We start from the raw sequence: 14914 nt of genomic DNA, 5'->3' as shown, positions 1-14914 counted from the left end.
CCTAAATGATCCTAACTCCCAATATCAACTGTTTCTCTATCCTCTTCCTTTACGTCCATTCCTTTATATAGCCAATCAGAAAATAAAGTTTTCATCAGGGGAGTAACTACATAAGTTAACATAGGAACCAATATAATGGTTTCAATAAATAATTTTAAAAGCATGGGTTTTACCCCGAGCCATTTTAAGCTGTAACTCAGTAGTAATACAGAAGGAAAAATTCCGAGCCATTTTACGATAATGGATTTCCAGGTAGGTGGAGATACTGTTTTCTTTGTCATTTAATTTTATTTTTTATGAACTCGTTTAATATCATCCAATCAAAGTGTAATTTCAACTAATTCCTACTATCGCTTTGACCGTTTCCATTGTTTATTTGAGCTGTAAACACTTTTTTACTCTTTTTAACATAAGCTTATCCGTACTAATTAATGAACTTACCTAATATTTGATACGAAAGAAACCAATCTGGTTCGCTGACATTATTGTACTTTTATGTTTTCAGTCTTACAGATGAGTCGTAGAAATTTACAACACTTACAACTTCCAAAAGGAAACCTTCGGGAATTTACGGATCAACCTAAGATAATCCATACGGATCAACTTGCTTTTGCCGCCGGATCTCCGCCATTTTTACGTGGACCTTATAGCACCATGTATGTAAGGAAACCCTGGACGATACGGCAATATGCAGGCTTTTCTACGGCTCAAGAGAGCAATGCCTTCTACAAACGTAATCTAGCGGCAGGCCAGAAAGGCCTATCCGTTGCTTTTGACCTTGCTACCCACCGGGGCTATGACAGCGATCACGAACGGGTTTCCGGAGATGTAGGTATGGCTGGGGTCGCTATCGATACGGTAGAGGATATGAAAACACTGTTCGATCAAATCCCCTTGGATCAGATGTCAGTCTCTATGACAATGAATGGTGCGGTATTGCCTATTTTAGCTTTTTACATCGTAGCTGCACTAGAACAAGGCGTTGCTATAGAAGAACTTTCAGGCACTATTCAAAACGACATATTAAAAGAGTTTATGGTTCGTAACACGTATATTTACCCTCCTACTCCATCTATGTATATTATCAGTGATATTTTTAAGTATTGCTCTCAGTATATGCCTAAATTTAATCCAATCAGCATTTCCGGATATCATATGCAAGAAGCCGGAGCCACAAGTGAAATTGAACTAGCCTATACCTTGGCAGATGGTTTAGAATACGTTCGTAAAGGTATTGAAGCCGGAATGGATATCGATCAATTTGCTCCCAGGCTTTCTTTCTTTTGGGCAATCGGTATGAACCATTTTGAAGAAATTGCCAAAATGAGGGCGGGTCGTATGTTATGGGCAAAATTGATAAAGCCCTTTCAGCCTAAAAACAAGAAATCACTCATGCTTCGTACGCATTGTCAAACCAGCGGGTGGAGTCTTACAGCTCAAGATCCATTTAATAATATAACCCGTACCTGTATTGAAGCAACCGCTGGTGCTTTGGGAGGTACTCAGAGTTTACATACCAATGCATTAGATGAAGCCATTGCCCTACCTACGGATTTTTCAGCAAGAATTGCCAGGAATACTCAATTATACTTGCAACATGAAACCTTAATAACCAAAACGGTAGATCCATGGGCAGGTAGTCACGAATTAGAAAAAATGACCTATCAGATGGCAGAAAAAGCCTGGGATTTAATTAAGGAAGTTGAAGAGTTGGGTGGTATGACTAAAGCTATTGAAGCCGGAATTCCCAAATTGCGGATTGAAGAAGCAGCAGCACAAAAACAAGCTAAAATAGATAACGGAAGTGAAGTAATCGTTGGGGTAAATAAATATAAACTGGAAAAAGAAGACCCCTTAGTAACCTTAAAAGTAGACAATCAGAAAGTTCGCGAAAGTCAAATTGCTGCCCTCCAAAAGGTAAAAGCAAATCGTAATCAAAAGGTAGTAACCGAAGTTTTAAATCGTATTACGGAAGCAGCTACACATAAATCAGGTAATTTATTAACTTTAGCCATAGAAGCCGCTCAAAAAAGAGCTACGCTGGGAGAAATCAGCGAAGCTTTAGAAAAAGTATACGGACGTTACCGCGCCGAGATCAAATCTTTTACCGGAGTTTATGCAAAACAAATGGAAAATGACACTTCTTTTATAAAAGCTAAAGAACTAGCCACCACCTTTGCAGAAATGGAAGGTAGACAACCCCGAATCCTTATTGCTAAGATGGGACAAGATGGTCATGACCGGGGAGCCAAAGTAATCGCTACCGGTTATGCGGATATTGGATTTGATGTGGATATCGGGCCACTATTCCAAACACCTAAAGAAACCGCACGACAGGCGGTAGAAAATGATGTGCATATAGTTGGAATTTCCTCTCTGGCCGGAGGGCATAATACCCTGGTTCCGGAAATTATTAAAGAATTAAAAGCATACGCCAGAGAAGATATTATGGTCATTGTGGGCGGTGTGATCCCTCCGGATGACTATGAAACCCTTTTTGAAGCGGGCGCAATGGCTATTTTTGGACCAGGTACAGTCATAAGTGAAGCCGCAGTAACATTACTTGAAATTTTAATCGGTGCTTATAATCAGTAAATTGGTCTTGTTTCTGTATTCTGAAAACTACAGCAATCTTATATCTTTATTATAAATACCCAGTGAGTTTCCGGACACTATTGCAGCCAGCATATTCATATATAATTTTCTATATATCTACTTACTAAAGAACATTAACTATATTGAATCCTGTAAGTACATGCTAAATATATTGCTTACTTTCGCTGTAGGTACTAAACCACTTAAATAAAACAAAATCACACATGGCATACACAGATAAAATGCTTCGGGAAGGAGCTTTAAAAGGTAAAAACATAGTAGTTACCGGAGGCGGTAGCGGATTGGGAAAATCCATGTCTAAATATTTTCTCGAATTGGGGGCAAACGTAGCGATTACTTCCCGTAATTTAGAAAAACTACAAACTACCGCAAAAGAATTGGAAGATGCTACCGGAGGTACCTGTTATGCCGTACAATGTGATGTTCGTAATTATAACGAAGTGGACGCTATGAAAAAGCAGGTACTGGATAAATTTGGTACCGTAGATACCCTTTTAAACAATGCCGCAGGTAATTTTATTTCTCCAACCGAACGTTTATCTCACCGTGCTTTTGATATTATTATTGATATTGTATTAAAAGGAAGTAAAAACTGTACCCTGGCTTTCGGAAAACATTGGATTGATACCAACTATAAAAACACCTCCGTATTAAATATTGTTACTACCTATGCCTGGACTGGTTCTGCCTATGTAGTTCCTAGTGCAACGGCAAAGGCGGGAGTACTGGCTATGACACGTTCGCTAGCCGTAGAATGGGCTAAATACGGGATGCGATTTAATGCCATAGCCCCCGGGCCATTTCCGACAAAAGGTGCCTGGGACCGATTGTTACCTGGAGACCTAAAAGATAAAATAGATATGGCAAAGCAAGTTCCGCTGGGCAGGGTTGGTGATCATCAGGAATTGGCCAATCTGGCTGCATATTTAGTCTCCGACTTTGCTGCTTATGTAAACGGCGAAGTAGTTACTCTGGATGGCGGTGAATGGTTAAAAGGTGCCGGTCAGTTTAATATGCTGGGACAAATCCCTGAGGAAATGTGGGATCAGTTAGAAGCCATGATACGTGCAAAAAAAAATAAATAAGTATCACCTAGGTGCATCTAGGGAAAAAGCATTAACCTGCCTTGACCGGACTGGCAGGTTCGAGTGTTTTTTCGTAATAAGATGAAGAAAAATAGCCTGTTCTTGACTTAATCGAAGATATCGAGTGCTTCGGTTTAACTCAGGATTCTATAACTTTTTTGACTATAATTCTGATCATCTTAAGTCTAATTAAAAGACTCAATAGTTTTGTTGAACTAGTTGAAGTACATTTCTTCCTTTGGTCAAAGTACTTGAACAAAGGGATTTCATAATGTCAATTATTAAAAACACTATATAATAATTAGTCTTAATTCTTAGTTCTAGAAGCGATTGCGACCTGCCCGTCCGCAGGCGGGTCTTAAATCTTTAACGGACATCAATGGTTATAAATACCCTTTTTAAAAAAGAATAGTTTTATTATTTATAATTAATCGTATTTTTATCGTTTGTAAATCCAAATCTTACCAATGGGTAAAATTATTGCTATCGCGAATCAAAAAGGAGGCGTCGGTAAAACGACCACTTCTGTAAATCTTGCCGCCTCACTGGGCGTTCTTGAAAAAAAAATACTACTGATTGATGCGGATCCTCAGGCGAATGCAACTTCGGGTTTGGGTATTGAAGTAGAAACAGTAGAAAAAGGCACCTACCAGTTACTGGAACATACGATAAAAGCAGAAGATGCCATAGTATCGACTTCTTCGCCTAATGTAGATATGATTCCGGCACATATTGACCTGGTCGCTATTGAGATTGAACTGGTGGATAAAGAAGCCAGAGAATACATGCTTAAAAAAGCCATTAGCGATTTACGAAAAAGTTACGACTACATCCTTATTGATTGTGCCCCTTCTTTAGGTCTGTTAACTCTAAATGCTTTAACCGCTTCAGATTCAGTAATTATTCCAATTCAGTGTGAATATTTTGCTTTAGAAGGTTTAGGCAAACTACTAAATACCATAAAAAGCGTTCAGAAAATACATAATAAGCAACTCGATATCGAAGGTTTGCTCCTTACCATGTACGACTCCCGCCTGCGATTGTCAAATCAGGTAGTAGAAGAAGTACAAAAACACTTTAATGAGATGGTTTTTACCACTATTATACAACGTAATATCCGGTTAAGTGAAGCACCCAGTTACGGAGAAAGTATTATTAATTATGACGCTTCCAGTAAAGGAGCTTCTAATTATTTAAGTTTGGCAAACGAAATTATAAAGAAAAACGGCTAGCAGAAGATGGCGAAGGCAGTAAAAAAACAGGCACTGGGAAGAGGGCTTTCCGCATTATTAAAAGACCCCGACAATGATATTACCTCTGCTTCTGATAAAAATGCAGATAAAGTAGTAGGTACCATTATTGAACTCGATCTGGACAGTATTGAGGTAAATCCGTTTCAGCCCAGAACCAGTTTTAATGATGAAACCTTACAGGAATTAGCCACTTCAATTCGAGAAGTAGGTGTTATTCAACCTATTACTGTTCGTAAAAAAGATTTTAATACCTATCAGTTGGTGAGTGGAGAACGGCGTTACCGTGCTTCCAAGCTGGCAGGCTTAACTACCATTCCTTCTTATATTCGGATTGCAAACGATCACGATTCCTTAACCATGGCGCTGGTTGAAAATATTCAGCGTCAGGACCTGGATCCGATTGAAATTGCATTGTCCTACCAACGCCTGATTGATGAAATAGAATTAACCCAGGAACAATTAAGTGACCGGGTCGGTAAAAAACGTTCTACCATCGCTAATTATTTACGCTTATTAAAACTCGACCCCATTGTCCAAACTGGGATTCGGGATGGTTTTATCTCTATGGGACACGGCAGGGCATTAATTAATCTACCGGAGAATGAGCAACAATTAGAAGTTTATCAACAAATTGTAGAAAAATCTTTATCCGTACGTAACACCGAGGAGATTGTTCGGTCTTTACAAAAAGGAGATACTCCAAAAGAAATTGACAGGCCGGTTAAACAGCTACCTAATTATGTAGCTAAAGGTATTAAAGATTTTTCCGAATATTTTGGAGCTAAAATTGATGTTAAAGTATCTTCAAACGGAAAAGGAAAAATGATCATACCATTTTCTTCCGAAGAAGATTTTAAACGCTTAAAAAAGCTTATTAAAAGTGAAGAGTAAACCAGCTTATATATTTTTAATAGTACTGGTATTTACAGGTTTCCATGTTGGTTTTGGACAAGAAAATAAAAAATCAGTCAAGCAAGATAGCACTTCCGTAAAAATTGAAACCGAAGCAGACGATCTCACCATCGAAGCAGAAAAAACAATAAGCAAACGTAAACTACGACGAAGGTTAAAAAGAAGAAGTCGGAAGATATTTACGGATCCCTTAGCCCCCGCAAGGGCTGCATTCTACTCAGCTGCCCTACCTGGATTAGGACAAATTTATACAGGTAATTATTGGAAACTTCCTTTAGTATACGGAGCCATCGGCGGAGGTATCTATGCCTATACCTGGAATAATGATCGGTACAATAGGTTTCGGGATGCCTTTAAACGCAGGCTGGCCGGTTTTACCGATGATGAATTCTTCGGAGTACTGCTTCCTGACGGAACTCCTTCCGGTTTTTCAAACGAACAATTAATTGATCGTCAAAGGCGTTTCAGGAGAGATCAGGAACTAGCCTTATTGGCAACCGTTGCAGCTTATGCGTTAAATATTATTGATGCTAACGTTTCTGCTCACTTAAAACAATATGAAATTAATGAAGATTTATCTTTAAAACCGGATATTAAACTAGATGATAATACTTTTAAACCCAATTATTCAGTGTCTTTAAGATTTAACTTTTAATCTGATAAAAATTGAGGGAGAAAATAATTTTATAAATTACCCGGTCAATAAATAATTAGTATTCATAACAAAAAAACAGCATACAAACAACCATAAAATTTAACCAATGAAAATTGCTTTACTGGGTTACGGTAAAATGGGTAAAACCATAGAAAAAATTGCTATTGAACGAGGACATCAGGTGGTATTAAAAGCAGATGAACATACTGACCTTTCTACTCTAAAAGAGGCGGAGGTTGCCATTGATTTTAGCGTTCCTACCGCTGCCGTAGGTAATATAACTTCCTGTTTTAACGCAGGGGTACCCGTAGTATCAGGGACTACCGGATGGTTATCCGAATATGATCAGGTGATCCAACAATGTAAAACATTAAATGGTAGTTTTATATATGCTTCTAATTTTAGCTTAGGCGTCAATTTATTTTTTGAACTAAATAAAAAATTAGCCCGTATGATGTCACCCGTAGAAGGTTATGATATCACTATGGAAGAAATTCACCATACTCAAAAATTAGATGCCCCCAGTGGTACGGCTATCACATTAGCTGAAGGCATTATTGAAGAGCATAAGGAGAAAACACAATGGTCGCTTGAAGAAAGAGGTAAAGATAGTATTACCATTGATGCAAAACGTATTGACCAGGTACCCGGTACACATACCGTTACCTATACCTCTCAGGTTGATGACCTTATGATCCGGCACACCGCTCATAACCGACAAGGATTTGCGCTGGGGGCAGTAGTTGCCGCCGAATGGTTACATAACAAAAAAGGAGTTTTTACTATGAAAGACGTGCTAGGCTTATCTTAGTGGCTTAGCTACAATTTTAAATTTAGTAATATTGCAGAGAATACATTGCCCTTAATAAGAAATTAGATTTATGACATTTACAGAATGGTTTTTATTTTTTTTAGTCGTACAGGTAATACATTTTGCCGGTACCTGGAAACTTTATAAAAAAGCAGGTAGGCAAGCTTGGGAAGCTGCGATTCCAGTATATAATGCAGTGATTTTAATGAAGATCATCCACCGTCCCTGGTGGTGGGTCATCTTACTTTTTATCCCTGTAATCAACGTGATTATGCTTCCTGTTATTTGGGTAGAAACAATTCGTAGTTTCGGGCAAAATACCACTAAAGATACGGTGTTGGTTATTGTGACTTTAGGCTTGTATATCTATTATGTAAATTACGTTTTGGATGTCACCCATATTAAGGATCGTGATCTTAAACCACCTACGGCGGCAGGAGAATGGATAAGTTCTATCTTATTTGCTGTGGTAGCCGCTACCCTGGTACATACCTACGTAATGCAACCCTACACGATTCCAACCGGATCGCTGGAAAGAACCTTGCTGGTGGGAGACTTTTTGTTTGTAAGTAAATTTCATTACGGAGCTCGTACTCCGATGACAGCCGTTTCTTTTCCGATGGTACATGACACCATTCCGGTAGTACGTACCAAGTCTTATTTATCCGAACCACAATACCCTTATTTCAGGATTCCAGGTTTTGAAAATATTGAGCGAAATGACCTCGTCGTATTTAGCTGGCCGGTAGACACTGTAAATGCTTTTCAACAATACAGTGACGGAAAGTATTACTACAAACCTATTGACAAAAAATCCAATTATGTAAAAAGATGCGTAGGTGTACCGGGAGATTCCCTTTCGTTAGTTGATGGATTTGTATATATTAATGGAAAACAAAATCAATTACCGGAACGGGCAATATTGCAGTTCAATTATCTGGTAGAAACCAAAGGCGGAAGGTTTAATCCTGATAATTTATATAAACGCTATGGAATCAAGCCAGATGAATTTAGATATGACGGACAAAATGCAACTGCTTTTCTCACGGCTGAAGCTGCGGAAAAATTTAAAAACCATCCAAATGTAGTACGTTTGGAAAGGCTTATCATGCCTAAAGGTACTAGAGACCCTCGGGTCTTTCCAAATACCGGAAAGTTGGATTGGAATATTGATAATTTTGGACCCATTTATATCCCAAAACAGGGAACTACCACTCCGCTCACCATTGACAATATTGACTTGTACCGAAGATTAATTGAAGTATATGACGGTGCGGAAATAGGGATACCACAAGAAGTAACTACCAATGGTACCCAGGTTTTAATTAACGGCGAAGTGGTAAATGAATATACCTTTAAACAAGATTATTACTGGATGGTGGGAGATAACCGCCATAATAGTGAAGACGCACGCGCCTGGGGATATGTACCGGCGAACCATGTAGTGGGTAAACCTGTTTTTGTGTGGTTTAGCTGGGATACGAATGCTAAAGGATTATTTAATAAAATTAGGTGGGAACGTATGTTTACTACGGTAAGCGGAAGCGGAAAACCCAGGTCCTACCTGTTTCTCTTTCTAATTATAGTAGCAGGGTGGTATGCTTTTAGCCTGTATCGGAAAAAGAAAAAAGGCTAATGACAGGGAATGCGAATGACATGGAAAATGCATTGTGTTTGTTACACCCCGCCTATTTGGGTTCGATTGCACAATATGTAGCCATTGTTAGGGCATCAGAAATTATTTTTGAAGATTGTGATAATTACCAGAAGCAAACCTATCGTAATCGAACTTATATTTACGGGGCTAATGGTAAACTTTTATTAACCGTCCCATTTTTACATTCCGGTGAAGAACGGCGGTTATATAAAGAAGTACGGATTCAGAATGACTTTAACTGGCAACTACAGCATCGTAAATCTATAGAAACCGCCTACCGTACCTCCCCTTTTTTTGAGTATTACGAAGATGATTTTCAGATTTTATACGCTAAGAAATTTACCTATCTACTGGATTATAACTACCAATGCTTTGAAGTAGTTAAAGGCTGCCTTCAACTAGAAGTTCCTTTCTCTAAAACAGATACCTACCAAAAAGAATTTTACGGAGGTATAGATGCCAGAAACCTGATCGTTGCAAAAAAAGAAACAATTTATCACTTCACACCATACGTACAGGTTTTTTCAGAAAAACACGGTTTTATCCCCAATTTATCTATTATTGATCTTTTATTTAATGAAGGACCTAATGCAATTACGTATCTACAAAATCAAAGTTTGAGTAAATTAGATACTTCTAATGTATAAAAATGTTACGTACCGGAATTCACTATAGTTTTCATCTTATCATTCCCTGGATAATTGCGTATTTTTGGTATCCCAAACAATGGAAAAAAGTCGGTCTTATTTTTATAGCAGCTATGGTTATTGACCTCGATCACCTTCTGGCTGTTCCAATATTCGACCCCAATCGATGTAGCATAGGTTTTCATCCATTACATTCTGTAATAGCAAGTATTGCTTATTTCTTTTTATTCGTATTAAAAAGAACTCGAATTATCGGAGCTGCTTTGCTTTGGCATATCATCACCGATGGCCTGGATTGTATCATGCAGTCCTATACGTTTAATTTTTGAGGTTAAATTGAATGGCAGTTACCTTTTAGAACTATGCAATGTAATCTCTGCATAGATGGGAAAGTGATCGGAAAAATATTCAGTTAAAGTACTAAAGCTTAAAATACGGCTATGTTCAGGTACCAAAATAAAATCAATCCGTGCCGGGAACAAATCAAATTTAAAAGTTTTTCCGAATCCGGAACCCGCTTCTTTAAAAGCATCTATAAAACCTTCGGATATGATTTGATTGTAAATATAAGAGAATGCCGTATTATTAAAATCTCCCATGATAATAGCCGGATAAGGTGTTTGCTTTAAATGACTCACAAGTTCCTCCGTTTGATCTTGTTGTCGTTTAAAAGAATACCGAATATTCTTAATTACCTTTTTTGAATTTGTTGAATTTAAGTCTTTAATTTCTGATGTAATCTGATGCGATTGTAAATGTAAATTATACACCCGGATAGTATCACTTTTTACTACAATATCCGCATATATAATATTATTCGCGGTATGTTCAAAACTAAAAGATCCTTTATTTATAATAGGATATTTTGAATGTATAGTTAGGGCTATCGTTTTCTTCCGGTCGTTGTATTTTAAAAATTTATAGGGAAATTGCACAAAATCCGTTTCCATTCCTTCCCGAAATTCCTGCATACAAATAATATCCGGATTTTTTTTTTGCACTAACTTAGAAATATCTTCAGGAACTGTTTGTGAATCAATTGAGAAAAAACGGTTAAAAGAAAGTACGTTATAACTCATTAAAGATAAAACGTTCTCATGATCCGTCGTAGTGGTATTCGTAAAGAAATTAAATCGATATAGCGAAGTTACATGTGAGAATCCAAGAAGTAATGCAATCAAAGAAACTAAAAATTTCTTATTCAGCACTAACAACCAATATATTAAGAATAAAATATTAAGTAAGATCAGCGGAGAAACCGTTAAACTTAATAATGAGATCAACGGAAAGGAACGTGGAGAAATATAAGGAAGTAGATAAGAAAGTAAAAGGGTAAAAGCAAATATACTATTCAGCACAAAGAGAAACCTGTGAATAATTGTTTTCATATATTATTCTTTCCCTGCTTTGAAGAGAAAATCCTTTTCTTGTTTACTCAGGCTTTCATAACCGCTGGTACTTATTTTATCTAGAATTTCATCAATACGCTTCTGTTGCTCCGTTTTATTTCGTCTTACTACAGATTGTTGCTTTGTCTGGGTAGTCCTGGTAGTTTTTGGTTTGCGATGTACTGTTTTTAAAGGAGACTTAGGCTTTGGTGTAAAATAAGACCCCACAGCGTCTATTGCTTTTTCAAATCCGGAACCTATATCAATACCTTTTCTCAACTGCAATGCATAGATATACCCTAAAAGAGCACCGCCCATGTGCGCAATCAAACCTCCCGCATTTCCGGAAGTTGGTAGCGAAATCAAATCTCGTAATACCATAAATAATGCGATGTGCCAAAGCTTTAAAGTAAACATAAATATCCTGACTTCCGCATTAGGGGTGTACGTTGCAATAAAAACAACAATAGCTAATACTCCTGCAGAAGCTCCTATTAGAAATCCGCTTTGATTTGCTAATACCGGAAACAAATTATATCCGGTTAAAAATAAAATCCCACCACAGATAGCCCCTAATAAATAGATTGTTAAAAATCGTTTTTCATTAAATAAGTTGAGTACGAACTGACTAAACCAGTATAAAATCAACATATTCCATAAAATATGGAAGAAATCAAAATGTAAAAAACTATACGTAAGTATACTCCAAAACTGGGTTAGGTAACTCATTATATCTGCCGGTAATACAAACCAGCTCATAAAATTTGAAGGCGTAGATCCGATCACCCATGCCCCTACCCTGGCCAATAAAAAAACGGCAACATTAATTACAATGATTTTTACGGCAATGTTTGCAGTTTTAAATTGATATGATAAGTTATTAGCTGCCATCTCTTCTAATTCCAGCGATTATGATTAAACGAATTTTTTTTCCAATAATACATGGTTAAGAAACCAATTACTGCTCCTCCTACATGCGCCCAATGAGCAACATTAGATGGTCCTAAAATAGAATTTCCTGTAATCCCTCCGTACAAATCGATTAAAAAATAGACTCCAATCAAATATTTTGCTTTAATGGGTACGGGAATAAATAATAAGTATAACGGTAAATTAGGGTACAATACAGCAAACGCCATGATCACACCGGATATTGCCCCGGACGCCCCTACCATAGGAATTGAAAATGCCCGGATCATATTTTGTGTCACTTCTTTATCTATAGTAGGATGAATCTGAAATTGACCGGTCTGGATAGCTTCTTCAATAAAGGTAGTTATTTCTACCGGAGTAAAACCAGCTTCAATATATACCTGGTAAGCAGGATAAAATTGCAGATATGTAAATAGGATTTGTAATCCTGCAGCACCTAATCCCGCCGAAAAATATAAAAATAGAAATTTTTGCTGTCCGATGGATTGTTCCAGGTGGCTCCCAAACATATAGAGCATAAACATATTAAAGAAAATATGCGTAGTATCTCCATGCATAAACATATGGGTGATGATCTGCCAAATCTGAAAATTATCATTCTTAGGAAACCATAAAGCAAACCATTGGATAGCAGCATCCCCTAAGCCAAAACTCCCGACAAAGAAGATGATGTTTATAATTAATAATGTTTTAACCGTATCGGTAATTCTTCCCATTTTAAAACTTTTTATCTAAATCCTCTAAACTTACAGTAATAAAGGTTGGTTTTTGGTTCGGATCTTTAGCAGGTTCCGTACAGGCAAATAAGCGATTCACTAGATCTTGTTGTTGTTCGGTTTCCAAGGCTACTCCCGTTCGTATAGCAGCACTTTTAGCCATCGATTTAGCTAATAGGTCCGTAAGGGTAAAGCCATTTTCAGGAAGGTCTTGTTGTAGATCGCTTATCAACTGCTCAAATAAAACGGGAACTTCACCATTAGTCAATAGCGTCGGAATACCACTGACGATAACTTCATCCTGGGTAATTTCATCAAAGACAAATCCCGTATTTTCCAATTGCTCTTTAATAGTTTCTAACAACTGGACTTCTTGTTTGGTAAAATTAAACTGTAACGGAAACAGTAATTGCTGACTTACCGCATGAGCCATGGTAATATTTTTCAGGACTTCTTCATATACTATTCGCTGGTGTGCCCGATGTTGGTGAATCACCACCATTCCGCTTTTAATAGTCGAAATAATGTACTTACGGTTCCATTGAAAAACGTTATTAGTTTGATAATCTTCTTCTTTTTTAAAAACGGGTTGCGTCGTTTCAGCTTCCTTTTCAAAAGTAACCGTTGAAAATGTATTTTTAGCTATGGCAATATCTTCCAATTCTTTATCTAATCCCTGGTATAACTGATCCCAACCGGCACTTTTTTCTTTCTTAAAAGAAAAAGGTACTTCACGATTTTTTGAGGTAGTTTTGGAAGAACCAGAGTGCGAATTAGGTTCCTGAAAAGGATTAAAGCTTCGGTCTACTTCAATAGTAGGAATAGTTGCCTGTTTTTTAGTATAAGCATATGGCGTATCCATGCTAGCATCTCTATCAAAGTCCAGTACCGGAGCCACACTAAATTGTCCTAAGCTATGTTTGATAGCAGCCCTAAGCATAGCATACAACGCATGCTCATCATCAAATTTAATTTCAGTCTTGGTAGGATGAATATTAATATCAATACTTTTTGGGTCTACCTTCAGATAAATAAAATAACTGGGATGTTCTTTTTCTTTGATCAAACCTTCAAATGCCGCGACTACCGAATGATTAAGGTAAGGGCTTTTAATAAACCTGTTGTTTACAAAAAAAAATTGTTCGCCACGGGTTCTTTTTGCATGTTGCGGTTTCCCAACAAAACCTTCAATTTTAACCAGATCAGTTTCTTCACGTACCGGAACCAGTTTTTCATTCGTTCGTCCTCCGAAAATATGTACCAGGCGTTGCCTGCGATTAGCAACAGGTAGACTGAATACTTCATTGCCGTTGTGATATAAATCAAACTTGATATTGGTATGTACCATGGCCACTCGATGAAATTCATCAATGACATGGCGAAGTTCTACAGTATTTGATTTTAAAAAATTACGCCTGGCCGGTACGTTGTAAAACAAATTTTTAACCAGAATAGAAGTCCCCTTTGGGGTTACACAAACTTCTTGGGAACTTACCTGGCTACCTTCAATGCAAATATGGATTCCGGTTTCCTTAGCTTCCTGTTTTGTTTTTAATTCTACATGAGCAATGGCTGCTATAGAAGCTAGCGCCTCTCCCCTAAATCCTTTAGTTTGCAATGCAAATAAATCTTCGGCCTTACTAATTTTTGAAGTAGCATGCCTTTCAAAACTCATTCGGGCATCAGTAACACTCATTCCTACTCCGTTATCCACTACCTGGATCAAGGTTTTACCAGCTTCTTTTACAATTAATTTTATATGAGTTGCACCTGCATCAATAGCATTCTCCAGCAATTCTTTTACCACAGATGCCGGACGCTGTACGACTTCTCCTGCTGCGATCTGATTTGCCACATGATCCGGTAAAAGTTGAATAACATCAGCCATCTACAGTCTAAGGAAAAAAGATTGAAAGGTCAAAATTGATAAGATATAAAAACAGCAATATCAGTACTATGGCAATAATAAAAACCCGGCGATTTGTAGCTTGAGCATATTCCGAATCAGAGCGTAGATCATCCCAAGCAGCGTTTACTTTTTGCTTTAAATTTTTATTTTGACCTACGGTATTTCGATATTTATCAAAACGCTGTTCTAATTGAAAAGGACTACCCTCACCTTCCCAATACCTAGGCATATAATTGTATTTTTTATTTTTTTTTGTTTTAAAAACTCCCATTACAAATCAAATTTAGGCAAAATGCTTTATAAACTAAAGCTTTTTGGGTATACAATAACAT

Annotated in this window: 15 protein-coding genes; 9 read left to right on the top strand and 6 right to left on the bottom strand. The window is 37.3% G+C overall.

From position 1 onward, the window contains the following. Window positions 1-11: 11 nt before the first annotated feature. Entirely contained in the window at window positions 12-281 is a 270-nt protein-coding gene (locus NBT05_RS10865) for a hypothetical protein (protein WP_265769882.1), read from the bottom strand. 214 nt (window positions 282-495) lie between these two features. On the opposite strand from NBT05_RS10865, the gene scpA reads away from it, so the two are divergent. From scpA to NBT05_RS10820, 9 genes are all read left to right on the top strand, one after another. Beyond that, the gene (gene scpA, locus NBT05_RS10860) at window positions 496-2595 is read left to right on the top strand and encodes a methylmalonyl-CoA mutase (RefSeq protein ID WP_416346161.1); all 2100 of its coding nucleotides are present in this window, start codon (window positions 496-498) and stop codon (window positions 2593-2595) included. Window positions 2596-2819: 224 nt separating this feature from the next. Beyond that, on the top strand, window positions 2820-3701 hold the full coding sequence (locus NBT05_RS10855; protein WP_265769881.1) for an SDR family oxidoreductase: 882 nt from the start codon (window positions 2820-2822) through the stop codon (window positions 3699-3701). Between the two features lie 467 nt (window positions 3702-4168). Then, entirely contained in the window at window positions 4169-4933 is a 765-nt protein-coding gene (locus NBT05_RS10850) for a ParA family protein (protein WP_265769880.1), read from the top strand. A gap of 6 nt (window positions 4934-4939) precedes the next feature. Continuing rightward, entirely contained in the window at window positions 4940-5845 is a 906-nt protein-coding gene (locus NBT05_RS10845; protein ID WP_265769879.1) for a ParB/RepB/Spo0J family partition protein, read from the top strand. Then, window positions 5835-6521, top strand: a complete 687-nt coding sequence (locus tag NBT05_RS10840) for a DUF5683 domain-containing protein (RefSeq protein ID WP_265769878.1) — start codon at window positions 5835-5837, stop codon at window positions 6519-6521. The genes NBT05_RS10845 and NBT05_RS10840 overlap by 11 nt, the downstream gene beginning before the upstream one ends. A gap of 106 nt (window positions 6522-6627) precedes the next feature. Next, complete coding sequence (gene dapB / locus NBT05_RS10835; protein ID WP_265769877.1) at window positions 6628-7332, top strand: 4-hydroxy-tetrahydrodipicolinate reductase; 705 nt, start codon at window positions 6628-6630, stop codon at window positions 7330-7332. Window positions 7333-7402: 70 nt separating this feature from the next. Then, window positions 7403-8968 carry a signal peptidase I gene (lepB, locus tag NBT05_RS10830; RefSeq protein WP_265769876.1) on the top strand — a complete coding sequence of 522 codons (1566 nt, stop codon included), beginning with the start codon at window positions 7403-7405 and terminating at the stop codon, window positions 8966-8968. Between the two features lie 20 nt (window positions 8969-8988). Continuing rightward, window positions 8989-9636 carry a WbqC family protein gene (locus tag NBT05_RS10825; protein WP_416346193.1) on the top strand — a complete coding sequence of 216 codons (648 nt, stop codon included), beginning with the start codon at window positions 8989-8991 and terminating at the stop codon, window positions 9634-9636. A 2-nt stretch (window positions 9637-9638) separates the two neighbouring features. After that, on the top strand, window positions 9639-9965 hold the full coding sequence (locus NBT05_RS10820) for a DUF6122 family protein (protein WP_265769874.1): 327 nt from the start codon (window positions 9639-9641) through the stop codon (window positions 9963-9965). Window positions 9966-9983: 18 nt separating this feature from the next. On the opposite strand, the gene NBT05_RS10815 is transcribed toward NBT05_RS10820, so the two are convergent. The 5 genes from NBT05_RS10815 to NBT05_RS10795 are packed head-to-tail and all read right to left on the bottom strand — an operon-like array spanning window position 9984 to window position 14811. After that, the gene (locus NBT05_RS10815; protein ID WP_265769873.1) at window positions 9984-11024 is read right to left on the bottom strand and encodes an endonuclease/exonuclease/phosphatase family protein; all 1041 of its coding nucleotides are present in this window, start codon (window positions 11022-11024) and stop codon (window positions 9984-9986) included. Window positions 11025-11027: 3 nt separating this feature from the next. Next, window positions 11028-11915, bottom strand: a complete 888-nt coding sequence (locus NBT05_RS10810; protein ID WP_265769872.1) for a rhomboid family intramembrane serine protease — start codon at window positions 11913-11915, stop codon at window positions 11028-11030. Between the two features lie 5 nt (window positions 11916-11920). Then, on the bottom strand, window positions 11921-12673 hold the full coding sequence (locus tag NBT05_RS10805; RefSeq protein ID WP_265769871.1) for a rhomboid family intramembrane serine protease: 753 nt from the start codon (window positions 12671-12673) through the stop codon (window positions 11921-11923). A gap of 1 nt (window position 12674) precedes the next feature. After that, window positions 12675-14561 carry a DNA mismatch repair endonuclease MutL gene (mutL, locus tag NBT05_RS10800; protein WP_265769870.1) on the bottom strand — a complete coding sequence of 629 codons (1887 nt, stop codon included), beginning with the start codon at window positions 14559-14561 and terminating at the stop codon, window positions 12675-12677. A 7-nt stretch (window positions 14562-14568) separates the two neighbouring features. Next, window positions 14569-14811, bottom strand: coding sequence for a riboflavin synthase subunit beta (locus tag NBT05_RS10795; RefSeq protein WP_322874175.1), 243 nt, complete (start codon window positions 14809-14811; stop codon window positions 14569-14571). Between the last annotated feature and the right edge of the window lie 103 nt (window positions 14812-14914).

The organism is Aquimarina sp. ERC-38 (assembly GCF_026222555.1).
In the GTDB taxonomy this organism is placed as follows: Bacteria; Bacteroidota; Bacteroidia; order Flavobacteriales; family Flavobacteriaceae; genus Aquimarina.
This window is presented reverse-complemented; position numbering and strand designations above follow the sequence as displayed.